Raw genomic sequence first — 25,312 nt, forward strand, 5'->3', positions numbered from 1 at the left:
AAGTAGTAGTAGCAGTGGCGGTAGCAGTTTGAAGACTGCCACTTAAAACTGCTACCGCTACTAAAAATTATGCTTCTATGGCCTGGTTCTCAGGGCGTAAGCTGCGTACTGTTTTACCAGCTTGCCATAATTCGCTATCGCGTAGTTCTTTTAATTCGGCATCTAATTTCTCGCGGTAGTCTGCTTTACTGTTAGAGTCGATTGATTTTTGTGATTCAACGCCTGTAGCAACGCTTTTGTAAAGGTCTTCAAATACAGGTTTGGTAGCATCACGGAATTTTTTCCACCAGTCTAAAGCGCCGCGTTGTGCTGTAGTTGAGCAATTGGCGTACATCCAATCCATGCCGTTTTCTGCAACTAAAGGCATTAATGATTGGGTTAACTCTTCTACAGTTTCGTTAAACGACTCTGATGGAGAGTGGCCGTTTGCACGCAAAACTTCGTATTGTGCGGCAAAAATGCCTTGTATACAGCCCATTAGCGTACCGCGCTCGCCGGTTAGGTCGCTATAAACTTCTTTTCTGAAGTCGGTTTCGAACAAGTAACCGCTGCCTACGGCAATACCTAAGGCAACTACTCTGTCTTTAGCTTTACCGGTAGCATCCTGGAAGATAGCATAGCTTGAGTTTAAGCCACGGCCTTGCAGGAACATACGGCGTAATGAGGTACCGGAACCCTTAGGGGCAACCAAGAATACATCCACATCAGCAGGAGGGATGATGCCGGTTTGCTCTTTAAAGGTGATACCAAAACCATGCGAAAAGTATAATGCTTTGCCTGGTGTAAGGTGTTTTTTAACAGTTGGCCAAAGTTCAATTTGGGCTGCATCGCTAAGCAGGTAGCAGATGATAGTTCCTTTTTCAAGGGCTTCTTCAATCTCAAAAAGGGTCTCTCCGGGTACAAAACCGTCATTTACAGCTTTATCCCATGTTTTTGAGTTTTTACGCTGGCCAACAATTACGTTAATGCCATTGTCTTTTTGATTGAGCGCCTGGCCCGGGCCTTGAACGCCATAGCCAATTACAGCTACAACTTCGTTTTTTAACACTTCCTGAGCTTTTGCTAAAGGGAACTCCTCGCGGGTTACTACATTTTCTTCACTGCCGCCGAAATTTAATTTTGCCATTGTTTTTTGATTTGTGATTTCACCGGTTTGGTTTATTAGCCGGTAATTTTATTTTTTATTGTTGACTATAATTGATTCTCTTTTTTTGTTGGTCTAAGGTGATTTTTTCCATTTTTTTCGTTTTTTTTACACTTAGCGTGTTTACTAATATAAAAAAATCTACCACATATACAAGGCACAAAAATGGTATTTACATGGTAAACACTTTTTGGCCCTTGTTTAAATATTCATTTTCTACCACATCCTCGCCCGGTTCCAGTCTTTCAAACTCGCGCAGTTTAGAGTTGAACCCATCGCTGTCTTTGATGATGGCAACCCTTGCACTGCGTACAAATTCTATCAATCCGTAAGGTTGTAAAATGCTTATCAGGTTGTCGGTTTCCTCGCGGTGCCCGGTTGTTTCAAAAACGGTGTAATCTTTACGCAAAACTACCACGCGTGCGCCATTTTCGCGAAGCAAACGCTCTACGCTTACCTTCTCGGCAATAACATCGGTAGATACCTTGTAAAGGGCCAGTTCCTGCCAAATTACATCGGCGTTGGTGTGGTAGTATACCTTTAGCACCTCTACCTGTTTCTCTATCTGGCGGGTTAGCTTGCGCACCACCTCTTCCGACTCGGTTATTACAATGTTGAAGCGGTGTATGCTCTCAATCTCCGAAGGGGAGGTGTTTAAGCTATCAATATTGATCTTACGACGGGTAAATATAATGGCAATGCGGTTTAGCAAACCTATTTGGTTTTCGGTATAAACCGTTATGTTGTATTCCTGCTTTTCGTTATCCTGAGTTTCCATTGTGTTGTCTTAGTTTTAAACTCCTCTCCTTTTTGGAGAGGCCGGGTGAGGCTTACTTTAACCTTATCTCGCTTACACTGCAACCTTGCGGTACCATCGGGAACACATTGTTCTCTTTGGTTACCATCACTTCTAAAAGGAACGAGCCCTTATTGGTCAGCATTTGATTAAGTGCCGATGGCAGGTCTTTGCGGTCGTCTATTACTTTGCCGGGTATGCGGTAAGCTGCTGCCAGCGCCACAAAATCGGGGCTCTGTATATCTACGAAGGAGTACCTGCGCTCGTTAAACAGCTCTTGCCACTGGCGCACCATACCCAAAAAACGGTTGTTTAAGATGATGATCTTTACATCAACACCGCTTTGCATAATGGTACCTAACTCCTGGCAGGTCATCTGGAAACCGCCATCGCCAATAATGGCTACTACAGTGCGGTGCTGTGCCCCAAATTTGGCGCCTATGGCGGCCGGCAGGGCAAAGCCCATGGTACCTAAGCCACCGCTGGTAACGTTGCTGCGGGTGTTGTTAAACTGCGCGTAGCGGCAGGCTACCATCTGGTGTTGGCCCACATCAGTTACTATAACAGCTTCGCCTTTGGTAATTTCGTTCAGTTGTTTAATTACCTCGCCCATGGTCATCTCGTCCGTGGTGGGGTTAAGTTCTTTTTCAATAACCTGTTCAACCTCCTGGCGGGTATAATCGTTGAACTTTGCTAACCACTCGGTATGTTGTTTCTCTTCAACCAAAGCGGTAAGGAGCGGCAGGGTTTCTTTGCAATCGCCCCAAACGGGTACGGTACTTTTAACATTCTTGTCTATTTCGGCAGGGTCGATATCTAAATGTACCACCTTTGCCTGTTTAGCGTATTTATCTAAACGGCCGGTTACGCGGTCGTCAAAACGCATGCCTATGGCAATTAGCACATCGCACTCGTTGGTTAACACGTTTGGCCCGTAGTTGCCGTGCATGCCCAGCATCCCCACGTTTAATGGATGATCTGTTGGGATAGCACCTGCACCTAAAACGGTCCATGCTGCAGGGATGCCGCTTTTTTCGACAAAGGCTTTAAACTCCTGCTCGGCGCTGCCTAATATTACACCCTGGCCCCAAATAATAAACGGTTTTTTAGCCTGGTTTATCAGTTCGGCGGCTTGCTGTATGTATTGCGGGCGAACAATAGGTTTTGGCCTGTAACTGCGTATGTGGTTACATTTTACATAGCCTTCAAAATCAAATTTTTGTATCTGCGCGTTTTTGGTGATATCAATTAAAACAGGCCCTGGTCGGCCGCTTTTGGCAATATAAAAGGCCTTGGCTAACACCTCGGGTATTTCGGTAGCATCGGTTACCTGGTAGTTCCATTTGGTAACCGGGGTGGTTATGTTAATTACATCTGTTTCCTGGAAGGCATCGGTACCCAGCAAGTGTGCAAACACCTGGCCCGTAATGCAAACCAATGGAGTGCTATCTATCTGCGCATCGGCCAGGCCGGTAACCAAATTGGTAGCACCGGGGCCGCTGGTAGCAAATACCACACCCACTTTGCCAGACGTGCGCGCATAGCCCTGGCCGGCATGTATGCCGCCTTGCTCGTGGCGTACCAGTATATGGTTCAGCTTGTCGTTATAATCATACAAGGCATCGTAAATAGGCATAATAGCACCGCCCGGATAACCAAAAATGGTATCCACCCCCTCTACTATCAGTGCCTCTAACAATGCTTCGGATCCTGATAACTTTACCGCTTGCGCTTTGGCAGCCGGTACTAATACTTCCTGTTGTGCAATTTCCATAATCTTTTAATTCCAAATATTAATCAAACACGCGCATCAATCCTTCTTTTTTAGCTCTTCCTCTATCTCGGCAGCCATTTTATTCATTTTTGCAGCAAGCTGTTTTTTATGCCTTATACGCTCGCGCAGGTAAGTACCATACCAGGCTATCTGGTACCGTACTGCCGGGTCGTTTACAATTTTAGACACCTGCGTTACCTGGTTAGCATCCATTGGCGCCTTTACACCAATGTAAGTATTATAACCCTGGCGCCTTTCGTTGTAAAACATCGCATCGGCATTTACCTCAAATGGTATATAGCTCATATACAAATAGGTAAGGTGCTGCAGTAACGTTTTATTCTCTATCAACCGCAAATATCCTGATGATTTAAAACCTTCAAAGCGCGCGTTATCAAAAGTTAAAAAGCTGGTATTACTCAGCTGATAACTATTGGTATCAATATAAGCCGCATCTACTTTGCCTGACGATATCTGTTTCCAGGCCTCATCATAATAGCTTGCTGTTTTATTAATTTCGTCCACATTACCTATGTTTTCAGCGTCGCGCTTTAAATCATCTTTAATGCCCTCTAAAAACTCCTTTTCCATTTTATGCTCATGCCGCTCGTCGTTCCAGTTATGTAATGCCAGCGTAATGGTTACTGCAAAAACAATGATGGCTATCTCTTCGGCAAGTTCTTTAGCCTTTCCCAACCAGTTCTTTTCTTTATTTTTTATTATATGCACCGCTTTGCCGGCATGCTTTATAACTTTTTCTTCAGACATTGATATAAATAGATAGTCAGTTGGTGTTTAATTAGTGTTTAAGCCATTTCGTCTGTTACGCAACCTTCGGCAGCTGTACTCACGGTTTTGGCGTATTTGTATAGCAGCCCTTTTTTAGCCTTTAATTCGGGTTTTACCCATTTTGAACGACGGGCCGCAATTTCTTCGTCAGATACCTTTAGCACCATGGTATTGGTAATAGCGCTTATCTCTATAATATCATTATCCTTTACCAGCCCTATCAAGCCGCCATCGTACGCTTCGGGCGTAATGTGGCCCACTACAAAGCCGTGTGTACCACCGCTAAAGCGGCCATCGGTAATTAACGCTACCGAAGCACCTAAGCCGGCACCGAAGATGGCACCTGTGGGTTTAAGCATTTCGGGCATGCCCGGCGCGCCTTTAGGCCCAATATTACGTATCACTACAACATCGCCGGCACGCACATGGCCGCTGGTAATGCCGTTTATTAATTCAAACTCACCATCAAAAACGCGGGCAGGGCCTTCAAAGCGCTCGCCCTCTTTACCGCTAATTTTGGCAACGCTGCCGCCTTCGGCTAAGTTGCCATATAATATTTGTAAGTGGCCGGTTGCCTTAATAGGGTTTTCGGCCGGCATAATTATTTTTTGCGTGTCAAAGTTTATCTCGGGCACATCCGCTAAATTCTCGGCAATGGTTTTACCGGTAACCGTTAGGCAACTGCCATCTATCCAACCCATTTTTAACAGGTATTTCATTACAGCCGGTACACCGCCTACCTTGTGCAAGTCTTCCATCATGTATTTGCCGCTTGGCTTCATATCGGCCAAAACAGGTATGCGGTTACTCACCGCCTGAAAATCGTCCTGGGTTACTTTTACACCCACGCTTTTAGCCATGGCTATAAGGTGCAGCACCGCGTTGGTACTTCCGCCCAACACCATTATGGTAACTATAGCGTTTTCAAAAGCCGCGCGGGTCATAATGTCCGACGGTTTAATGTCTTTTTCTAACAATATTCTGATGGCCTTACCCGCAGCCAGGCACTCCGCCTTCTTTTCGTCGCTTAATGCCGGGTTTGATGATGAGTAGGGCAAGCTCATGCCTAAAGCCTCGATAGCTGAAGCCATTGTGTTAGCGGTATATATACCACCGCAGGCACCTGCGCTTGGGCAGGCATTTTTTACAACACCCATAAAATCTTCGGGGGTAATGTTGCCTGCTATTTTTTGGCCCAGGGCTTCAAAAGCCGATACTATGTTCAGGTCTTCGCCTTTGTAATGCCCCGGCTTAATAGTACCGCCATACACCATTATTGATGGGCGGTTTAACCTGCCCATGGCTATAACCGAGCCCGGCATGTTTTTATCGCAACCCGGCAGGGTGATTAAACCATCGTAGTACTGTGCGCCGCAAACCGCCTCAATCGAGTCGGCAATAACATCGCGGCTAACTAACGAATAACGCATGCCATCGGTACCCATGCTCATGCCATCGCTTACGCCAATGGTATGAAAGATAAGGCCCACCAGGTCCTCGTCCCATATTCCTTGTTTAACCAGCTTGGCTAAATCGTTAAGGTGCATGTTACAGGTATTGCCATCATAACCCATACTTGCTACGCCTACCTGCGCTTTTTTCATGTCATCGTCGGTTAAACCAATGCCATAAAGCATTGCCTGCGCGGCGGGTTGGGTAGGGTCCTGGGTAAGTGTTTTGCTGTATTTATTCAATTCCACAGCTTGCAAGGTATCTGATGATGAACTCATTTTTTAATTTTTACGTTTTATCGTAATCACAAAAATTGTTTAATACTTAGGGTTGTGATTTGGTATTTGTAAGTTAGATATAGCAGTAAGGAATAACAATAGCCTAAATAAAAAAGTGAAAAAAACTATTTTGTATTGTTTTTATTTAATATTCGATATTTAATTCTAATATATGTTGTAAATATAGAATATAATTTTTAACTACTTATACCAAAGTTTAAAACGGTATTCGGTATGTTTTTTATGCATGCATAGCAAGTTGGCGAAATTCGGCGTGAAATGGGGGTTTAGGGATTGTGAGTTGAGCTTTTAATGCTCCGGTAGGAGTTACCTCATTGTAGCATTTTGTCAATTGGTTTTAAACCCATCGCTATTTTATTTAACATTGTGCAAATGCTGTATTAGCTAATAACAAATGAACAAAATCATTTTTGAAATATTGCCAATTGACTTGCTGCAGGATTACTGCGAGCAAAGCGATAAGGATATTTTAAAGAATTTTGAAAAGCTAACCGAAAGCCCACTATCTGTTTCAACATTCAGTTTTTATACATCCGTATCTGCCGTGTTTTCGTCTAAGATAGAGGGGGAGGATATCGAATTGGATTCGTTTATCAAGCATAAACTATCGGGTGTAAAGTTTTTACCTGATTATACACAAAAGATAGACGACTTATATAATACATACCAGTTTGCCCAAAGTAACCCGCTTGACAAAAATGCAGTAAAGCAAGCGCATAAACTATTGACCAGGCATATATTGCACAAAAGCCAGCGCGGTAAAATCAGGGCCGAGAATATGTTTGTGATAACTCCGGATGGTAAGATAGAGTACGCTGCCTGCCCGCCGGATAAGATTAAGGCTGAAATGAAGAAGCTGTATAAGGATATAGCTGCATTGCTGGAGGAAGAACTGAGCATAGAAGAAAGCTTTTTCTTTGCCGCGATGGTCCATTTGGTTTTTGTAAAAATACACCCTTTTAACGATGGCAACGGACGCACCGCACGCCTGATCGAAAAATGGTTCCTGGCGCAAAAGTTAGGGCCTAAAGCCTGGTACTTGCAGTCAGAGAAGCAATATTATAATCAGCATAATACCTACTATAAAAACATTAGGGCCCTGGGTTTGGAGTACGAAACGTTGGACTACAGTAAGGCTATGGCTTTTTTGAAGATGTTACCGGGGGCGTTGATGGTTAAGTAGCTGTCAGTCTGAGCTTGTCGAAGACTTATATAACTGGCATGGTCCAATAATGGTTCGACGGGCTCACCATGACATTTGAGAATACAACCAACAAAAAGCCCGGACAAACTGCCCGGGCTTTTCATATTTTAAAAGGATTGAATATTACTTGTGTGTAATGCCTTCAACCAATACGGTTACTTTATTGTTTAGGGCTTCTACTACACCGCCTTTAATAAAAAATACTTCTTCTTTAGCGGCGGCACCCCTAATAGTTAGCTTGCCATCATTTAATGTAGATATGATAGGGGCGTGGTTATTAAGTATCTCTAAAAAGCCTAAAGTACCCGGCAATGTTACCGAGTTAGCCTCGCCTTCGAAAACTTTTTTATCAGGGGTAAGAATTTCTAATGTCATATTATTGATGTGCATATATGCAGATATGCAGATGTGCAGATGCTTTTAATTTGCATATCTGCACATCTGCCATTTGCATATTAGTTGTTAGCTTCTGCTAATAATTTTTTACCTTTTTCAATAGCATCTTCAATGCTGCCTACAAGGTTAAATGCTGCTTCGGGGTATTCGTCAACTTCACCGTCCATTATCATGTTGAAACCTTTGATGGTATCTTTAATATCAACCAATACACCTTTTAAGCCGGTGAATTGCTCGGCCACAAAGAATGGCTGAGAAAGGAAACGCTGAACACGACGGGCGCGGGATACTACCAGTTTATCTTCTTCAGATAACTCGTCCATACCTAATATGGCAATGATATCCTGTAACTCTTTGTAGCGTTGCAGGGTTTCTTTAACACGTTGTGCAGTATTGTAGTGCTCGTCGCCTAATATTTGAGCGCTAAGGATACGAGAGGTTGAATCCAATGGATCCACCGCAGGGTATATACCAAGCTCGGCAATTTTACGCGAAAGTACGGTTGTAGCATCTAAGTGGGCAAATGTTGTTGCCGGTGCAGGGTCGGTCAAGTCATCCGCAGGTACATAAACGGCCTGTACAGATGTAATTGAACCACGTTTTGTTGACGTGATACGCTCTTGCATGGTACCCATCTCTGTTGCCAGGGTTGGTTGGTAACCTACCGCCGATGGCATACGGCCTAATAGCGCCGATACCTCAGAACCTGCTTGTGTAAAGCGGAAGATATTATCGATGAAGAATAATATATCGCGGCCTTTACCTTCTTCATCACCATCGCGGAAATACTCGGCAAGGGTTAAACCCGAAAGGGCCACACGTGCACGCGCACCCGGAGGCTCGTTCATTTGTCCAAAAACGAAGGTTGCTTTTGATTCTTTTAATGCTTCAGCATCAATTTTGGTCAGGTCCCATCCGCCTGCTTCCATTGAATGCATAAAGGCATCGCCATATTTTATAATGCCCGATTCCAACATCTCGCGCAGTAAGTCGTTACCTTCGCGGGTACGCTCACCTACACCGGCAAATACAGATAAACCTGCATAAGCTTTAGCGATGTTGTTGATCAGTTCTTGAATTAATACTGTTTTACCTACACCGGCACCACCAAACAAACCAATTTTACCACCTTTTACATAAGGCTCTAATAAATCGATAACCTTTATACCTGTAAACAGGGCTTCAGTTTCGGTAGATAGATCCTCAAAGCGTGGCGGGGTGTTGTGAATAGGGCGGCCATTTGTTTTATCCAGATCAGGAATACCATCAATAGCATCGCCAACTACGTTAAATACACGGCCTTTAATGTTTTCGCCTATTGGCATTTTAATAGCAGCTTCGGTATCTAAAACTTTCATTCCGCGCAGCAAACCATCGGTCGAGTCCATGGCGATGGCACGCACACGGTCTTCACCTAAATGTTGCTGAACTTCTAAAATAATTTTTTGGCCGTTATCTTTTGTGATCTCAAGCGCATCGTAAATTTTAGGAAGATGTGCATCATCAGCAAAACTTACGTCAACTACCGGACCGATGATCCGTGATATTTTTCCAATGTTTGGCATATATAACCTGGTATTTAAAGAATTTAAATTGAAACATATACCGTTTGAATTAAACGCTACTATTTCAGAGGCGCAAAGTTAAGGTTTATTGCCAAATATTTAAATACTTATGTGAACATTTTTTACGCCTGTTTGATTAATAGTATTTTGTTACTTTGCAACGCAATTATAAAACCATTTCTTGATCTTAATTTAACATGAAAAAACTTTTACTGCTACTGCTGTGGCTTGCGCCGGCTATTGTATGCGCGCAAGGCTTCCAGGTAAATTTAAACGGGCAAAAGCAAATTGGTATGGGGCATACAGGCACAGGCCTGTTGCAGGATGGGGCTTCGATAGCGTTTAACCCGGGCGCTGTAGCAATGCTTGATCAAAACTATGTGCAGGGCGGTATAAGCCCGCTTTGGTTTAAATCGGCCTTTAACCCTGCCGGCTCAAACGCACAATACAACACTAAAGACCGCGTGGCCACACCATTTAACGCATACGCCGTTTGGGGCCCAAAAACAGCCCCCTGGAAGATTGGCTTAGGCGTTTATACGCCATTTGGTGGCCTAACCGATTGGGGCCACGACTGGTATGGCAAATACGCGCTGGAAAGCCTGGACCTGAAATCGATATTCTTTCAGCCAACGGTGAGTTATAAACTTACTGATGCTATAAGCATAGGCGCGGGCTTTATTTATAACCATGCTACGGTTAACCTGCAACGCGCCATACCATTAGCCGGTGCCAACAGCAACCAGGGCGAAGCCGAAATAAGCGGTAGTGGTAAAGGCTACGGCTGGAACGCAGGGATATTTATTAAACCTGCCAAATCGTTCACCATAGGTATTGATTACCGCTCAAAAGTGAATACCAAAATAACTAATGGAGATGCTGTTTTTACAGTGCCTGCATCGTTGCAAGGCAATTTTCCGCAGCCTAATACTTTTACAGCGGCTATACCGCTGCCATCGCAATTAACGTTGGGGCTGGGCTATTACCCAACGGCTAAATGGACGGTAGCTTTTGATGCCAGTTTAGTAGGATGGAACGCTTATAAAGTTTTAGCTTTTGATTATGCCAGCAATACACCTGCCTTGCAGGATACCTATTCGCCGCGTAACTACAGGGATGCTTATAGCCTGCGTGGCGGCGCCCAGTATAAAACTACCGATAAAGTTGCTTTACGCGTAGGTGGTGGTTATACCAGTACCGCAGTGCGCGATGGCTATGTTACCCCCGAGGTACCTGATGCTAATCGGTACTATTTAACAGGCGGTGTAGGCTATAAAGTAACCAAACAATTAGATATCGACCTGTCGTTTGAATACGAGCACTTGTTTACCCGTACACAAACCAATATCGAGTCGCAGTTATCCGGAACGTTTAAAAGCGAGGTTTATATCCCCGGCATCTCTTTATCTTATCACTGGTAATATTATTAATACAGCTTAAATGAAAACTTTAAAACATACGATATATATAGCTGCCGGATTATTTTTATTGGCAGCCTGCAAGCCCGAAATTAATGTTGCGCCGGCATCAAAAGGTACCGCCGATTTTAGCCGCTACATTGCTATTGGTAACTCGCTTACCGCCGGCTATGCCGATGGCGGACTGTACCTTGAAGGGCAGCAAAACTCTTACCCATCTATCATTGGCAAGCAAATGCAGGCTGTTGGCGGTGGCGAGTTTAAACAAGCCTTGTTTAGCCAGGCCCAATCAAACGGATCGGGTTATTTACAGCTTACCGGCTTTAGTGCTACAGGCAGCCCGATTACAGCACCTGTTACTACCGGCTTAGCTGTGCGTGGCGTACAGGCTATACCGGGTTTTGGCAACGTGGTACTTTATACCAAATTTACCGGCGAAACGGATAACTACGGTGTGCCCGGCATAAAGCTGCAACAAATTACCTATGCGCCTTATGGTAACCTAAACGGCTACTACGAGCGCTTGCTGCCTAAATCATCGCCAAACAACACAACGGCTTATCTCGATTTTGTAACCGCTAAACCATTTACCTTTTTTACCAACTGGTTGGGTAACAACGATGCCCTGGGCTACGCCACAACCGGCGGCGCGGGCGATGTGTTAACAGATAAGGCCACTTTTCAGGCGCTGTATAATTTGCTGATAACCAAAATGACAGCTGCCGGCCAAAAAGGCGCGGTGGCTACCATACCAGATGTTACCGCTGTGCCTTATTTTAACACCGTAACCGTAGGTGCTATTTTAGCGGGTGTGCAAAAAGCCAACCCGGCTGTGGCGGCGTTATATATCAGCGCTAAAACAGCGGTATCTGTTGATGCGGCTTATGCCCCCCGTGCGGCAAAGGCAAGCGACCTGATCGTACTTACCTTTCCTACAACAAAAATTGGTACGCCCGTTTCTACTGTTGCGGGTATGCAGCCTTATGGCCTAACCCCATATTCGCCTATCGAGAACCAGTATGTGCTTGATGAGGACGAGGTAGCCTTAACAAAAGATTATGTAGATGCTTATAACACCACCATTAAATCGGTAGCTGCCGCAAAAGGTTTAGCAGTATTTGATGCTTATACCTTTTTAAACAATTTAAAGGCACATGGTATGATAGTGAATGGCATAAGTGTAAACTCCAGCTATATCAGCGGGGGCATATTTTCGTTGGATGGGGTGCATTTAACACCGCGTGGTTATGCTATAGTAGCCAACGAGTTTATAAAGGCCATCAACTCAACCTATAATTCAAGTATCCCGCTGGCCGATGTTTCGGCCTATCGTGGGGTAAAGTTCCCATAATTCAGTTTGCGGTTTGCAGTAAGGAGTTTGCATTTACATTTTTAACAAAGTGCCAACTGTAAACTCCTTACTGCCAACTTATAACTATCTTCCCCATATGCTCGCTGCTTTCCATTAGTTGGTGGGCCTGTGCGGCTTGTTGCGCCGGGAAGATTTTGTAAACTACAGGTTTTATGTGCCCTGTAGCCAGTAAAGGCCATATATGTTTTTCCAGGTTTCGGGCTATAACACTTTTAAAGGCCGTGTCCCTGGCCCTAAGCATAGATCCTGTAATGGTTATCCGTTTGCGCATCACTAAAGACAAGTCTACCTGCACATCCTTCCCCTTCATGGCGTTGATATGTACCAAGCGGCCAACAGTTGCCAGGCATTGCAGGTTTAACGGCGTATAGTCGCCGCCAATCATATCTAATATTACATCTACACCTTGCCCGTTGGTAAGGCGGTCAATAGCAACGGCAAAATTCCCGGTTTTATAATTGATGGCATGCGCTGCGCCAAGGGCTTCACAAAATTTGCACTTATCATCACTGCCCGCGGTAACGTATACGGTGCTGCCCAGCGCGGCTGCCATTTGTATGGCTGCTACGCCAATGCCGCTGCTACCACCATGCACCAACAAAGTTTCGCCCTTTTGCAAATGCCCCCTGTCAAACACATTACTCCAAACGGTAAAAAATGTTTCGGGCAGTGACGCTGCTTCGGTAAACGAAAGGTTGCCGGGTATGGGCAGGCACTGGCCCTGTGGTACATTACAATATTCGGCATAGCCGCCGCCAATAACCAGCGCGCATACTTTATCGCCGATTTGCCACCGGGTTACATGGGCACCAATTTCGGTAATAATGCCTGCAATTTCCAATCCGGGTACATCCTGCGGTGCATTTGCAGGCGGGGGGTAATTGCCCTTGCGCTGTGCTACATCGGGCCGGTTAACGCCGGCCGCTATCACTTTTACCAATACTTCATCGGCAGTATACCCTGGGGTGGGCCTTTCTGCTATCTGTAAGACATCAGATGTGCCGGGCTTGGTGATTACTATGGCTTTCATTTTGTTAAATGTATAACAAGGTAATTAACAAGGCCCGTTTTTGTTTAAATTTTAATGCAGGGCTTTTAACGATTTCCCCGAAAGTATAATTGCCGAACTATCCGACAGGTTAAGTTTAAGGTTATCGGCATAGCCATGGCCAATATCCAGCAAGGTGTAATCTTTAAGGTTGGCAGTAACGCTTTTAAAATTCATTGTTGCGGTGCCTTTTAACTCAGGCGCCATTTCAAACATCACCTGGCTCGAATCGGCTTGGGTAACATTTAAGGTATCAAAGTTATGGCTGTAGCTTTCTACCTCTAAACGCGATTTACCCCTTAAATTAATGCTGATGCTTTTTTGCTGCATTTTTTCTATCTCAAAATTAGTGTTGTTGCCATTAATTGATAGTAACTGCGGGGCAAACAGGCGTACCAATACTGTACGCTGCATCCATTGCTTTTCGCCCTCGTTGGGGTAGGTGTTAGGGAAGGTTATATGTAAAGTGTCGTTACTTACATAGGCTTTAAAGGTAACATCCTTTTTATATTCGCGCCAGTAGTTTAATACCCTTACCGATGGGTTCTTGCTCTGTTCAAAAATGATATTGGTGATATTGCCGCCATCTATTTTTAGATGCTTATAAGGCTGTTGTAATATTTTGTTGTAATTCCAGTAAATATCGCTCTTGTCTATCCCGTCGTACTGGTGCTTTAAAACCAGGTTTGATGCAAACACACCTATTACCGCTAATACTAAAACAGAAATTAATATGATGGTGCTTAACTTAAGCGCTATTTTATTTTTCATTGTTGTTTTCTTTAAATGTTTTCTCAATAAATTCTTCGTATCGTTCCTTAATGTCATTTAAGGGGATGTTTAACAAGTACATGCTTCTGAATAATACAGGCAATTCGTTTTCTATAAATTGCTCTTTTCTAAAACTAATCACACGGGCAATAGCGCCATCTTCTATAAAATAACCTATGCCGCGCCTGTTGGTAATAATTTCGCGCTGTTGTAAAAAATCGTAGGCGCGTTGTACCGTGTTGGGGTTTACTTCCATCATTACGGCCAAATCGCGTATGCTTAGTATTTTGCTGCCCAATTGCCATTGCTTTAGCAGTATTTGCTCGCAAACGTATTCGGCTATTTGCAGGTATATCGCTTGTTTCTCTCTAAATTCCATTTAAATTTCTTTTTCCCTTAACCGTATGTAGGCCGTTACCCATAAAGTTATAGGTAGTATATATTGCAAACATACATCGGCAAGTTTTGATGCAAAGGGCGGTAGCTGAATATTACCCGACTCGCTATTCACCGAAATTAATACATTATAAAATGGGAATGCTATATCAACATTTTTAAAAAGCACATGGGCAATGGCTAAATTTAAAAAGTAAATGGCACCCATTGTAAAACAAGCTACTAAGGCAACTTTAACAAGCGCTACCCTGTTAAAATACAACGAACCTACCAGCATTACCCCTGCAAAATTTACAAACATGGTAACCGATTGCCTTACAGTATTCCCCTCGAACGAGAATATATGTACAGCATCGTAAAGCCTTGCATATAAAGGGCTGCTACGATCGAGACTGTTATGATAGCCTGTAACGAAGCAGGTATCTATAAGGCGGTAAAAACCTAAAAAAAGCAGGCAAAAAAGTACACCGGTTATTAATACGCCACACAGCCATTTTTCGAAGACAGAGGCAGGAAGGGTTAAATAGGCCGAACCACTTGCATTGGTATTAAAATAGCCAAAAATGTTACTGGATAAAAAGATACCGCCACCAATAAACCCCCATATAAACGACAGGAATTGTGCCGTACCCCACCCACCGAAGTAGAGCAATCCTGAATACAGAATTAGCGTGAAGCTAAGTATAAGCGCTATAACACCTATTATTTGAGCAGGCCGCTCTAAAACTGATTTTCTTAATAGCAGGCCAAACCTTGTAAGGCTGAAAATATCATTCATAATGTAGTTATTAATTTATTGGGAATAGTTGTTGAGCCATTTCGGGGTTTTCGGTAATGCCGTTAAACAGCTGTTCAAGGTTAAGGCCCGAATCTTCGTTATCTAAATTCTCTATAACAATTGAAGTTCCGCGTAGCATTTTTTCGGCATAAAGCACTTTAACCCCTGCTGGTATTGTAGATACAGTTTTAAAGCAAAGCTTTTCGGCAATGGTGGCTATAGACGAATGCAGCAGCAGGTTACCATTATCTACAATCATTACGTTATCTATCATGTTTTCAAGATCGCGTATTTGATGGGTTGAAATAAAGATGATACGGTCATCGTTCATCACCGATGCCACCAGTTTACGAAATCGCGCCTTTGATGGTATATCAAGCCCGTTGGTGGGTTCATCCATTAGTAAAACCTTAGTATTGCAAGCCAGCGCAAATGCTATAACAAACTTTTTTTGCTGCCCAAATGATAGCTTATTTAATTTGCCATCAACGCTTACTTCTAATTCGGCCAGGTACCTATAAAAGTTAGCCTCATCAAACAAAGGGTAAAACGGTGCAAAAAGGCTTTGGTACTGTTTTATGGTTAGGGCAGGCACGTATACATCTTCGGCTATGTAATAAATGGTTTGCAAAAATGACGGCTTGCGGCTTTGCGGATTCATACCGTTTACAATTACACCCCCTTCAAGCGGGAACAGGGTGCCTACCATGTTTTTAAGCAGGGTTGATTTACCCGCACCGTTTTTTCCTAACAAACCATATATGCTGCCATCCTGAATGTTTAACGACAGATTTTTATAAAGCAGCTTTTTGGGCGAATAACCAAAAGACAAATTATCAAATTGTATCATTAGTGTATTAGTTAATTAGTACACTACAAATGTAAATCAATAATTATCAATTCAAAGCTTTATTTAAAATATTTTTAGTGTCAAATTATGGCCTTTTAAATCTGTGTTATGTATTTATCGTTTATTTATTATTCATTTGCATAAAAAACAAAACAACATGTCGTTACAAGCAGGCCAGCCGGCACCACAGTTTAAATTAACATCAAGCGATCTTAAAGAAGTTTCATTAGCCGATTTTAAAGGTAAAAAAGTGGTTGTCCATTTTTTTCCGTTAGCGTTTACAGGTGTTTGCACTACGCAGTTATGCACCATGCGCGATAGCTTTGGCTATTATGATGGCCTTAATGCCCAAATATTGGGTATCTCTGTTGATTCGCCTTTTACGTTGGCTAAGTTTAAAGAAGAGAATGCCTACCAGTTTCCGCTACTGTCAGATTTTAATAAAGAGGCATCTGCAGCTTACGGCGCCTTATACGAATCGTTTGCATTTGGAATGAAAGGCGTGTCAAAACGCGCGGCTTTTGTAATTGACGAGGAGCAAAATATTATATATGCCGAAGTATTGGAAAATGCCGGCGACCTGCCTGATTTTACCGCAATTGCAGAAAAAGTAAAGTAATTGATAAAAAGTTTGCAGTGGATGCAAGAAAATTCTATTTTTGCAGTCCGTTAAAAAACGGTCTTACATCGGTTAGTGATGTAAGGAAACATACTACTGTTTAACGCACTTGTAGCTCAATTGGATAGAGCATCTCACTACGGATGAGAAGGTTTGGGGTTCGAATCCCTACAAGTGCACACTTAATTAAGCCTTTTTGTATAACGCAAAAAGGCTTTTAACTTTAATCACAAAGGGATGCTTAACTTAGTACTGTTTGGTCCGCCCGGAGCAGGGAAGGGTACTCAATCACAAAATCTTATCGAGAAATTTGGTTTAATACACCTTTCGACAGGCGATTTATTGCGTGGCGAAATAACCCAGGGCACTACACTTGGTTTAGAGGCAAAAAAACTAATGGACGAAGGTGTGTTGGTACCCGATAGCGTTGTTATAGGCATGATAAGCAATAAACTTGATGCTAATAGAGATGCTAAAGGCTTTATTTTTGATGGTTTCCCGCGTACGGTTGCACAGGCCGAGGCATTGGATAATTTATTATCATCAAAAAAATCGGCTATATCGGGTATGATAGCACTGGAAGTGACCGACGAAGAATTAGAGCAACGTTTACTATTGCGTGGTAAAAGTTCGGGCAGGCCAGATGATGCCAATCCCGAAGTGATACGCAAACGTATTAAAGAATATAATGATAAAACCGCACCTGTTGCAGGGTTTTACAAAAACCAAAATAAGTTTACAAGCATTAATGGTATAGGGCCTGTAGAAGACATCTTTACCCAGATATGTAAGGTTATTGCAGGTTATAAATAAATAATATTACGCAAGTTGGCGGGTAAGTAAAGTCCGGAAGAAGAAGGTTTATTTCTTGTCTTTCGGACTTTACTAACTTTCGGGCTTTCCTAAATAAAGATAATTATGTCCCAGGGTTCAAATTTTGTTGATTACGTAAAAATATGCTGCCGTTCGGGACACGGAGGGGCGGGCTCGTCGCACCTGCACCGTGATATTTTAACCTCAAAAGGCGGCCCTGATGGTGGCGATGGTGGCCGTGGCGGCCATGTTATTGTAAAGGGTAATGCCCAGTTATGGACTTTGCTGCACCTTAAATTCCGCAAACATGTAATTGCCGGCGACGGCGATTCGGGCGGAAGCTCGTTACGAAGCGGTAAAACCGGGCGCGATGAGATATTAGAAGTACCGCTGGGTACTATAGCCAAAAACGCCGAAACCGGTGAAGTGCTTTTTGAAATAAACGCCGATGGCGAAACTAAAATATTAGCTAAAGGCGGCCGTGGCGGTTTAGGTAACTGGCATTTTAAAACCGCTACTCAGCAAACCCCACGCTTTGCCCAACCCGGCGAAGATGGCGAAGAAGACTGGAATATACTTGAATTAAAATTACTGGCCGATGTAGGTTTGGTGGGTTTCCCTAATGCGGGTAAATCAACACTGCTATCGGTAGTGTCGGCTGCCAAGCCGGAGATAGCAGATTACGCCTTTACAACGCTTGTGCCTAATTTGGGTATAGTTGGCTACCGCGATAATAAATCGTTTGTTATGGCCGATATTCCGGGTATTATAGAGGGCGCTTCACAGGGTAAGGGCTTGGGTATCCGTTTTCTGCGCCATATCGAGCGTAACTCGGTACTGTTGTTTATGGTACCTGCCGATACCAACCGTAGCATTAAAGAAGAATACAGCATACTGCTTAAAGAATTAAACGAGTACAACCCCGAACTGATGCACAAACCACGCGTTTTGGCCATCACCAAAAGTGATATGCTGGATGCGGAGTTGCAGGAAGAGATGGAGAAAGAGGTACCGGCAGATATACCGTACGTATTTATATCATCAGTGGCTCAGAAGAATATTACCGAGCTTAAGGATTTGCTTTGGAAAGAGATAAACCGCGATATTACCGGGGCAAAGTAGCATAATATAGCACGTAATCGTCGCTTAGTTGTTTAAATGTAAAACCTTTGTACCCCGGGAAGCATTTTAATATTACTGACGCCCTTATACCTATGTATTTTGCAGGCAACAAGATGTATATAGGGCCGCCAAAGCCTTTGTGCACATAGCTGTCAAAATTAATACTGATATCATCATTTAGTGGTTCCAGGTTGATGACACGGTTGTGGGTGATCTCAAGACCTAAGTCTGGACTGGTAAATACAAACAGTGCCTTTTTATTTTGCTTATCCAGTTGGGTTACATAATCAAGCGATGGCTGGTCAATAAATTGTTGCGCTATCCCCGACGGGCCGTAAGCGCAATCATCCCTTAAAACACTCATAGCTTTCACATAAAAGCGAATAGTAAATACAGCTATCACCATTATTGCCGTTACGGCTATAGTGCGGTATGTCGGCTTAAATTGGCTAAACAAGTATACTGCCCCCGGCGTAACCAGTAAGCCAATCATCCTGAAGTGGCGCCCCTCAAATGATATGGCCATTTGCCTTAAAAAAGCATAACCGAAAAACAGGATAGATACGCCGTAAAATACCACTAATAGCAACCCGTATTTTTGAGGGACTTTTTTATAAATAGCACGCATAAGCAGTATGCTTAGTACTGCCGATATCACTAAAACTACTATAGCCCCGGTATAATTGAGCAGGGGCACATCATTATTTAATATAAGGCCGTGAAATACGTCATCTACCGAAAAGCCTGCGAGTAGCGGCGAAGCCAAAGGAAAGGTAAATGTTTCCCAACTAAGCTTTAGCCCGGCGGTATCTGACGAAGGGTTGTTGCCTTTAGACAGGTACAATGCATAAATAACCGCAACTGATATCACCGCAGGAATACCCGGCCATAAACCTTTAATTATCCATTTGCCAAAACCTTGCTGATCTTTACATAGTTGTAACCATATAAAAAGCAAGCCGGCAGCATACATCCATATAAACGACGATTTGCATATAAATCCTATCCAGCCGCTTAGTAGCACAAATAAAACGAGTTTTAAATTCGGTTTATCAAATACCAGGCAGCCATATAAAAACCAACCTGCAAAGGCAAACAACAAAGTTTCGCCGCCATTATAAAAAATGTATGGTGTTAAAAATGCCTGTTGGCAAATTACTACAACAAGGCTTAAGGTGGCTATTAATGAACTAAACCCGGCTTTTTTAAAGAAGAAATACAAGCCTGCAAGCCCTGTTAACTGGCATACAGTAGTAGTAACAGCCGTTGCCTGCCCGGTATTTAAACCCAGCAACGCTTTAAAAAAGTAAGGCACTAAATACTGTCCTGGTGACCACCAACTTAAAAACTCGCTTACATTGGTTGCAACGTTTTCAGGGTTTACGCTGATAAGGGTATTAAACGCCGCACCCATCTGCATAGAACGCAGCACCCAAAAACCCCAGCTGGGGTCTGGAAATATGGCCGCGGGTTGTATAAATGATACTATACCTAATACCACAACCAGCAGGCCAATTGCCAATAAAATAAACCTATAAAAGTTGTTTGCTGACGACATTAAATACTAAAATATATTTTATAAAATTGTACGCGTGCGCACTTTTACGGCCGGGTTGCCCTGGTAAACCCCATAGGCCTGTGTGCTTTTGGTAGCTACAGACCCACTGGTGAGCACAGAATGTGAAGCCAGGACGATGCCTTGATTTACTATAGCACGGCAACCCACCCATACCCCGTCTTCGATAGTGATGCTGCCGGTTATAAGGTCGAAAGTTGGTGTTTTGTAGTTGTGGCTGCCGGTTTCTAAAATAGCTGCTTGCGATATGCATACATTGTTGCCAATAGTTACGGCGGCTACATTATCTATCCAAACACGTTCGCCAAGCCAGGTATTGTTGCCAATGGTAAGCAGCCATGGATGTTTAATATTAACGCAGGGCTTTATAATAACTCCTTTGCCCACCTTTGCCCCAAATAAGCGCAGTAACGCAACTTTTAATGAACTGATGGGTACTAAGCTGGTTTTAAACAATAAAGCGTTTACATAATGCCACAAAGCTCGTTTAAAAGCATTCCCGCCGGGATGATAAGGGTGATTGTTATATGCCGAAAGATCAGTTTGCTGCATCGGGGTTGTTTTTTTTGCTGTTTACCCAATGGTAAAGAGTAACGGCAATTACAATATAAATAAACACATCAAATATAATGTGATGGTCTATTATACGCTCTTTGGTACGGTTCCAGTATAGTGCAAGTAATATAAAACGCAGGATATTTAACACTTGGATGCCTAACAAGCCGGTTATCAATAATATAATTTTTGATTTAAGGGTTTTAGGATAAGCCATAACAAATGCGGCAAAAAAGCTCATCACCCCTAAGCCCAAACAAGTATATATAAGCCTTATTTTACTATGCCCTACTGCCAAAAGTTCGTAATTACTTACTAAAGACATATAGCCTAACCAGTTAAGCACTTTTGCAGCAGAATGCAGCAGTATCCATCTCAGCCATTTAATGTAATTTAAATGCTCATCTAAAAACGCGCTGTAATGGTTGCCTTTAGAGGTGATGCCGAAATAGAAAACATTGAAATAATAAAACAACAGAAACAACACCAGGAAAGTAATAACAAACCTCACAGGTGATGATTTTTTGAAATAATGCTTATTGGTCATTATTCTGTTTCTTTAGTATTTCGTCAATTTTTATGTCCACTACCAGCCGGAACCAAAAGCCTTGTAAAAAATGAAATACGATGCCGGTACGGCCATCTAAAATACCTAATTGAAAAACAATACGATATAAAAAATATAACATTGGCCGCATATATCGTGGTAATCTCCACCATATTTGTTTTAACCATGCGGTGCGTTCATCAGGCGATCCCCAAAATTTTGGCTTTATAGTTTGGCTACGCAGGTTTTGTAAACGTTCAACTTCTTCTAATGCAACCAGGTCGCTGTATTTATTATGCTTATCTATCCAAAAACGTATGTTGTTCTCTTTAAGATTTTCTTCTAAAATATGCCCGTCTTTCCAAATAACGGTGTTGCCGGGCACAATAAGCCGGTGGTCCATGTTTTCGTTAAGGTCAGAAAAACCAACACCAAACCTTACCATTTTAAGCAGGTAAAAAGGATAATAGCCACCATGTTTAAGCCATCGCCCCTTAAAATAGTTTTTACGATTAAAGTATATGCCGTTAATGTGCTGATGATGTTCGTCTTTAAAGTTAGCCAATCGCTGATACAGCTCTGGCGTGACCACTTGGTCGGCGTCGAGGCATATTACCCAAGGCGTTTTAATATCAAATATTTTTAGAGCGTAATCCCATTGTTTAGGGTGGTTTACAAATGGATGCTGCATAATTACAGCGCCGGCTGTTTCGGCTATTGTAATAGTGCCATCAGTACTTCCGGAGTCGAGTATAAAGGTATTTGCATGCAGCGCGGATATTGATTCCAGCAGCCTTGGCAGATGCATTTCCTCATTATAAGTTAGTATAATAAACGAAAATGAGGGGTTTAACTCAGGCATGCTTTAATGATCATCGATTTCCATAAGTAAGGTATACGGCCGCATCCTGTAAAGTCGGTTACTTTAAAACCATTATCTGTTAATAATTTACTAAGCGTTTTAAACGACCATAATTTAATATGGCCGCCCAACCATATAGGGTTGGCATGACTGTCCCATTTGTTAAACAGGCTAAGCATCAGGTTTTTTAAATAACCATGATAGGGGGTAGAAAGTATAATTTCGCCTTTGCCACCTAACATCTTTTTACAAAAAAGTATAAAGCCTTCCGGGTCGTAAAGGTGTTCGATCACCTCGGTAGATATAATGGTATCAAATTGTATTTGCTGTAAAGGTACAGGTAGTTCGCCGGTTGAAAGGTCCTGAAGAAAAAACTTGTTTGAGTTGGTTTTTTGCGCTATTTCAATCCCTTGTTCAGAGGCATCAGTGCCGTAGGCGTTATAACCTAATGAAAGCAGGTGATTAACCAGGAAACCATTACCGCAACCCAGATCTAAAATGCATTGGTTTTTATTTTTATCAAGCAATTGTAGCAGGGGCTGCAATATGTAATGGAAGTTGTGGGTCATTCCATCGCTATGATAAACGTAATCCTTATAGTCAGACATTTTGGGTTATGGTTTGATAAAGATTGATATATTTTTTAACTATTTCATCATCATTAAAATCATGATGTATAATAGCCGGCGCAGTTGCCCTTATTCTTTCAAGGTCGGTTTGATGATTAACTGCGATATCTGTTATTTTTTGGCCGAGTAACGCCGCATCAGTATCGCCTATCCAACCCAGCTTGTTTTCTATGATATAATGAGCAAGGCCCACATGCTTGCTTAACAGTACAGCGGTGCCAACACTTAAGCTTTCTATCACCACGTTACCAAAGTTTTCGTTGTGCGAGGGTAGTATCTTTAGCTGATGTTGTTGCAGCATGTCAAACTTATCATCGTTGTAAAAGCCGGCCCAAGTAATGTGTTTGTCGACTCCATTGGCTGTAGCCAATTTTTTCAATTCATCTATATATGCTTTATCGCCATCGCCTGCAATGGTAAGATGGTAAGGAATGGTGATGTTTTTTAGGGCGTTCAACAAAATATCAAGTCCCTTTTTTTCGTCGATGCGCGAAAAGAAAAGAAGCTTAAACGCTCCATCAATTGGTTGTTCAGAATGGGGTATTTCGGCCAGTTTTACAAAATTGGGAATGGTAGTGATGCTTACGGGTTTAATAAGTTGACTAACCTGTTCGCTTTCGGCAAGCGAGGTAGTGTGTATATGGCATTTGCTCAATAACCGTTTGCCAACTAAACGATGCAACAGCTGTTTAGACCCAATGTTTCTATAGCCGAATGAATAATTGCTAAGCGTACCCCTTGGAGATAATACGACAGGGGCGCCTTTTTTTAAGGCAATGGCACATGATAACACCGAAACCAAATTCCACCAGGCGTGTATATGTACTATATCAAATTCGTTTACCCTTTTCCATAGTGTTTTAAGTAACGAAGGCGAAAAATGAGTGTGATCTTTTGTTACGCGTGTAAAATATGTCACCGTAACGCCGTCGACAATTACCGGCTGATTTATTGATACACTTAACTCATCAAGGCCGTTGGCTGTGGTAGTAAATACCTCTACCTTATGCCCGGCTTTCAACAGTTCCTCGCTTAGTTTAGATACCGACATGGTTGGTCCGCCATATATATAGGCCGGTTTATAAGATGCGTTAATTTGTAGTATTTTCAAACCGGGCGTAAAATGGTTTTATAACGTAATACCCACGCTATCATCAGCATACTGATGTAGCTCCAAAAAACTGAATTAATAATAAACTCGAGGCTTAACCCCCGCCAAAATATTTGGAATAAGCCGGAGAAGATAAGCGCCGTCCCTAACATATAACCACCAAATAAGCTTTCAGCTTTTATAGATATAATTTGTGCGGTGGCCCCATATACAAACAAAAATAGCCACACGCCGAACCCACCGTATGAGAGATAAGAATCGACAATAAAAGCCGGTTTTGCCGATACCTTAGAGGCGCGGTTTACTACGCCTGCGTCATATACACGCTCCATTACCAAATCTTCTGTGCTCGGTTTTTCGGGCCAAAATATACGCGGGATTATAACTATAAGCGACTGTTTAAGCAGCTCTGAATTGTAAAAAGGAATATTTGAAGGAGTAGATTGAACGAATGTTGTGAACATATCTATCTCGCTTAAACGATAAACTAAAAAGCCCCAGTTAGTATCGTCAATGTCGCTATCGTTAAGTGCTGCATCCAGTGCTAATTGCGTGGCATCGTCGGCCGATACATCATCTGCCCATGCGTTTTGCCTAAAAGTACGTGCATAAGTTGGCAAAAGCATAAATAAGGCGAATAAGGCAGGTAAAAAAATGGCCAGTACTACTTTTTTATAGGTTGGATATAAAAAAATGCCTAACACCAAAACACTAATAATAATCGGCTCTTTAAAACCTGAGGTAAGCGCTGCATAAAAGTTAGAGAAATATAAGCCGAAGCAAATAGCGGTATTCCATATTTTTTTTTGCGGTATAGCAAATGCTAATGCCAGCGTACCCGATATAAAGCTTAGTGAGCTAAACTGATTAGAAAATTGAGAAAGCCCGGGTATTTTTAAAAACAACACCGATAGTGGGAGGGTGATAATAGCAAAATAAAATAGCAAGTTGCTAAAGCTTTGTGTATCTACCTTGTACTTTAATTTTACAGGGTATTTCATAAAGCATATAATACCCGATACAAAGGCTGCGTGCCCTAAACAATAGTAGCGTTGGCACTCTGCTGTTATTTGCAGTTTATTGGTATCTACCAAATAGGCAGCGTTTATTTTACTAAAGTTATCGTACCCTATCACGTTTAAAAAGTAGAAGATAGAGGTACAACAAGTATAACCGGCAAAAATAATCTGAACTAAAAATATAGGGCGCATTAGTTGCCCGGCAATGGGCCTGTCGTCGGGCAATGCTTTTGTCCAACCGGTTAAGGTGGCAAAAAATATAAAAAACGACCCAAGCCAGGCGATATAATAGGATACCAAGGCATCAGATTTTAGCAATGTGGCTAATATCCAGGGTATATATAATAAAATTAAACGCTCAAACGATAACTTCTTATCCATTAACTACAGGTTATCCGCAAGATAGA

25 protein-coding genes and 1 tRNA gene are annotated in these 25,312 nt (G+C 42.5%); 7 read left to right on the forward strand and 19 right to left on the reverse strand.

All coding sequences use genetic code 11. The features are described from left to right. Nucleotides 1-67 precede the first annotated feature (67 nt). The 5 genes from ilvC to ilvD all read right to left on the reverse strand — a co-directional run bounded on the left by ilvC (nt 68) and on the right by ilvD (nt 6,203). Nucleotides 68-1,126, reverse strand: a complete 1,059-nt coding sequence (ilvC, locus tag FFF34_000100; GenBank protein TSD65838.1) for a ketol-acid reductoisomerase — start codon at nt 1,124-1,126, stop codon at nt 68-70. Between the two features lie 190 nt (nt 1,127-1,316). Next, nucleotides 1,317-1,922 carry an acetolactate synthase small subunit gene (gene ilvN / locus FFF34_000105; protein ID TSD65839.1) on the reverse strand — a complete coding sequence of 202 codons (606 nt, stop codon included), beginning with the start codon at nt 1,920-1,922 and terminating at the stop codon, nt 1,317-1,319. 52 nt (nt 1,923-1,974) lie between these two features. After that, a complete protein-coding gene (gene ilvB, locus FFF34_000110; protein ID TSD65840.1) occupies nt 1,975-3,714 on the reverse strand; it encodes a biosynthetic-type acetolactate synthase large subunit in 1,740 nt (579 codons plus the stop codon). A 36-nt stretch (nt 3,715-3,750) separates the two neighbouring features. Beyond that, nucleotides 3,751-4,482: a hypothetical protein gene (locus tag FFF34_000115; GenBank protein ID TSD65841.1), complete on the reverse strand. Its 732-nt coding sequence runs from the start codon at nt 4,480-4,482 to the stop codon at nt 3,751-3,753. A gap of 38 nt (nt 4,483-4,520) precedes the next feature. After that, nucleotides 4,521-6,203, reverse strand: a complete 1,683-nt coding sequence (gene ilvD, locus FFF34_000120; GenBank protein ID TSD67922.1) for a dihydroxy-acid dehydratase — start codon at nt 6,201-6,203, stop codon at nt 4,521-4,523. 445 nt (nt 6,204-6,648) lie between these two features. Between ilvD and FFF34_000125 the strand changes: the two genes are divergently transcribed. Further along, the gene (locus tag FFF34_000125; GenBank protein TSD65842.1) at nt 6,649-7,437 is read left to right on the forward strand and encodes a Fic family protein; all 789 of its coding nucleotides are present in this window, start codon (nt 6,649-6,651) and stop codon (nt 7,435-7,437) included. 144 nt (nt 7,438-7,581) lie between these two features. Here the strand turns inward: FFF34_000125 and atpC are convergent, their stop codons facing one another. Together atpC and FFF34_000135 are read right to left on the reverse strand one after the other, a co-directional pair. Next, nucleotides 7,582-7,833 (reverse strand): ATP synthase F1 subunit epsilon, encoded by a 252-nt coding sequence (gene atpC, locus FFF34_000130; protein ID TSD65843.1) that lies wholly within the window; start codon nt 7,831-7,833, stop codon nt 7,582-7,584. 80 nt (nt 7,834-7,913) lie between these two features. After that, complete coding sequence (locus FFF34_000135; protein TSD65844.1) at nt 7,914-9,419, reverse strand: F0F1 ATP synthase subunit beta; 1,506 nt, start codon at nt 9,417-9,419, stop codon at nt 7,914-7,916. A 197-nt stretch (nt 9,420-9,616) separates the two neighbouring features. Here FFF34_000135 and FFF34_000140 point away from each other — a divergent pair, with 197 nt between their 5' ends. Together FFF34_000140 and FFF34_000145 are read left to right on the forward strand one after the other, a co-directional pair. Next, a complete protein-coding gene (locus FFF34_000140) occupies nt 9,617-10,840 on the forward strand; it encodes a long-chain fatty acid transporter (GenBank protein TSD65845.1) in 1,224 nt (407 codons plus the stop codon). Nucleotides 10,841-10,859: 19 nt separating this feature from the next. Next, nucleotides 10,860-12,188, forward strand: coding sequence for a G-D-S-L family lipolytic protein (locus FFF34_000145; GenBank protein ID TSD65846.1), 1,329 nt, complete (start codon nt 10,860-10,862; stop codon nt 12,186-12,188). Between the two features lie 67 nt (nt 12,189-12,255). Here FFF34_000145 and FFF34_000150 read toward each other — a convergent pair whose 3' ends face one another. Genes FFF34_000150 through FFF34_000170 form a run of 5 tightly spaced genes read right to left on the reverse strand, consistent with a single transcriptional unit; the run spans nt 12,256 to nt 16,052 of the window. Next, nucleotides 12,256-13,239 carry an NAD(P)H-quinone oxidoreductase gene (locus FFF34_000150; GenBank protein TSD65847.1) on the reverse strand — a complete coding sequence of 328 codons (984 nt, stop codon included), beginning with the start codon at nt 13,237-13,239 and terminating at the stop codon, nt 12,256-12,258. Between the two features lie 51 nt (nt 13,240-13,290). After that, nucleotides 13,291-14,028, reverse strand: a complete 738-nt coding sequence (locus FFF34_000155) for a hypothetical protein (GenBank protein TSD65848.1) — start codon at nt 14,026-14,028, stop codon at nt 13,291-13,293. Then, nucleotides 14,018-14,407 (reverse strand): GntR family transcriptional regulator, encoded by a 390-nt coding sequence (locus FFF34_000160; protein TSD65849.1) that lies wholly within the window; start codon nt 14,405-14,407, stop codon nt 14,018-14,020. Before FFF34_000160 ends, FFF34_000155 begins: the two co-directional genes overlap by 11 nt. Next, nucleotides 14,408-15,202: a hypothetical protein gene (locus FFF34_000165; protein ID TSD65850.1), complete on the reverse strand. Its 795-nt coding sequence runs from the start codon at nt 15,200-15,202 to the stop codon at nt 14,408-14,410. A gap of 10 nt (nt 15,203-15,212) precedes the next feature. Next, nucleotides 15,213-16,052 carry an ABC transporter ATP-binding protein gene (locus FFF34_000170; GenBank protein TSD65851.1) on the reverse strand — a complete coding sequence of 280 codons (840 nt, stop codon included), beginning with the start codon at nt 16,050-16,052 and terminating at the stop codon, nt 15,213-15,215. Between the two features lie 157 nt (nt 16,053-16,209). On the opposite strand from FFF34_000170, the gene FFF34_000175 reads away from it, so the two are divergent. The 4 genes from FFF34_000175 to obgE all read left to right on the forward strand — a co-directional run bounded on the left by FFF34_000175 (nt 16,210) and on the right by obgE (nt 18,606). After that, entirely contained in the window at nt 16,210-16,671 is a 462-nt protein-coding gene (locus FFF34_000175; GenBank protein ID TSD65852.1) for a redoxin domain-containing protein, read from the forward strand. Between the two features lie 105 nt (nt 16,672-16,776). Beyond that, nucleotides 16,777-16,850, forward strand: a tRNA-Arg gene (locus FFF34_000180). 58 nt (nt 16,851-16,908) lie between these two features. Then, nucleotides 16,909-17,484 carry an adenylate kinase gene (locus FFF34_000185; GenBank protein TSD65853.1) on the forward strand — a complete coding sequence of 192 codons (576 nt, stop codon included), beginning with the start codon at nt 16,909-16,911 and terminating at the stop codon, nt 17,482-17,484. Between the two features lie 105 nt (nt 17,485-17,589). Then, nucleotides 17,590-18,606 (forward strand): GTPase ObgE, encoded by a 1,017-nt coding sequence (gene obgE, locus FFF34_000190; protein TSD65854.1) that lies wholly within the window; start codon nt 17,590-17,592, stop codon nt 18,604-18,606. On the opposite strand, the gene FFF34_000195 is transcribed toward obgE, so the two are convergent. From FFF34_000195 to FFF34_000225, 7 genes are read right to left on the reverse strand one after another with little or no spacing between them, the layout of a single operon-like run. Beyond that, nucleotides 18,590-20,164, reverse strand: coding sequence for a hypothetical protein (locus FFF34_000195; GenBank protein TSD65855.1), 1,575 nt, complete (start codon nt 20,162-20,164; stop codon nt 18,590-18,592). The genes obgE and FFF34_000195 overlap by 17 nt on opposite strands. Before the next feature lie 18 nt (nt 20,165-20,182). Beyond that, entirely contained in the window at nt 20,183-20,734 is a 552-nt protein-coding gene (wcaF, locus tag FFF34_000200) for a colanic acid biosynthesis acetyltransferase WcaF (GenBank protein ID TSD65856.1), read from the reverse strand. Further along, nucleotides 20,721-21,284, reverse strand: a complete 564-nt coding sequence (locus FFF34_000205; protein TSD65857.1) for a hypothetical protein — start codon at nt 21,282-21,284, stop codon at nt 20,721-20,723. Before FFF34_000205 ends, wcaF begins: the two co-directional genes overlap by 14 nt. Further along, a complete protein-coding gene (locus FFF34_000210; protein TSD65858.1) occupies nt 21,274-22,146 on the reverse strand; it encodes a glycosyltransferase family 2 protein in 873 nt (290 codons plus the stop codon). Before FFF34_000210 ends, FFF34_000205 begins: the two co-directional genes overlap by 11 nt. Continuing rightward, nucleotides 22,134-22,754 carry a class I SAM-dependent methyltransferase gene (locus FFF34_000215; protein ID TSD65859.1) on the reverse strand — a complete coding sequence of 207 codons (621 nt, stop codon included), beginning with the start codon at nt 22,752-22,754 and terminating at the stop codon, nt 22,134-22,136. The genes FFF34_000210 and FFF34_000215 overlap by 13 nt, the downstream gene beginning before the upstream one ends. Then, complete coding sequence (locus FFF34_000220; protein TSD65860.1) at nt 22,747-23,886, reverse strand: glycosyltransferase; 1,140 nt, start codon at nt 23,884-23,886, stop codon at nt 22,747-22,749. Before FFF34_000220 ends, FFF34_000215 begins: the two co-directional genes overlap by 8 nt. Next, a complete protein-coding gene (locus tag FFF34_000225; protein ID TSD65861.1) occupies nt 23,883-25,286 on the reverse strand; it encodes a hypothetical protein in 1,404 nt (467 codons plus the stop codon). The genes FFF34_000220 and FFF34_000225 overlap by 4 nt, the downstream gene beginning before the upstream one ends. Nucleotides 25,287-25,312 lie beyond the last annotated feature (26 nt).

Origin of the sequence: Inquilinus sp. KBS0705, from assembly GCA_005938025.2 — a bacterium.
Classification (GTDB): domain Bacteria; phylum Bacteroidota; class Bacteroidia; order Sphingobacteriales; family Sphingobacteriaceae; genus Mucilaginibacter.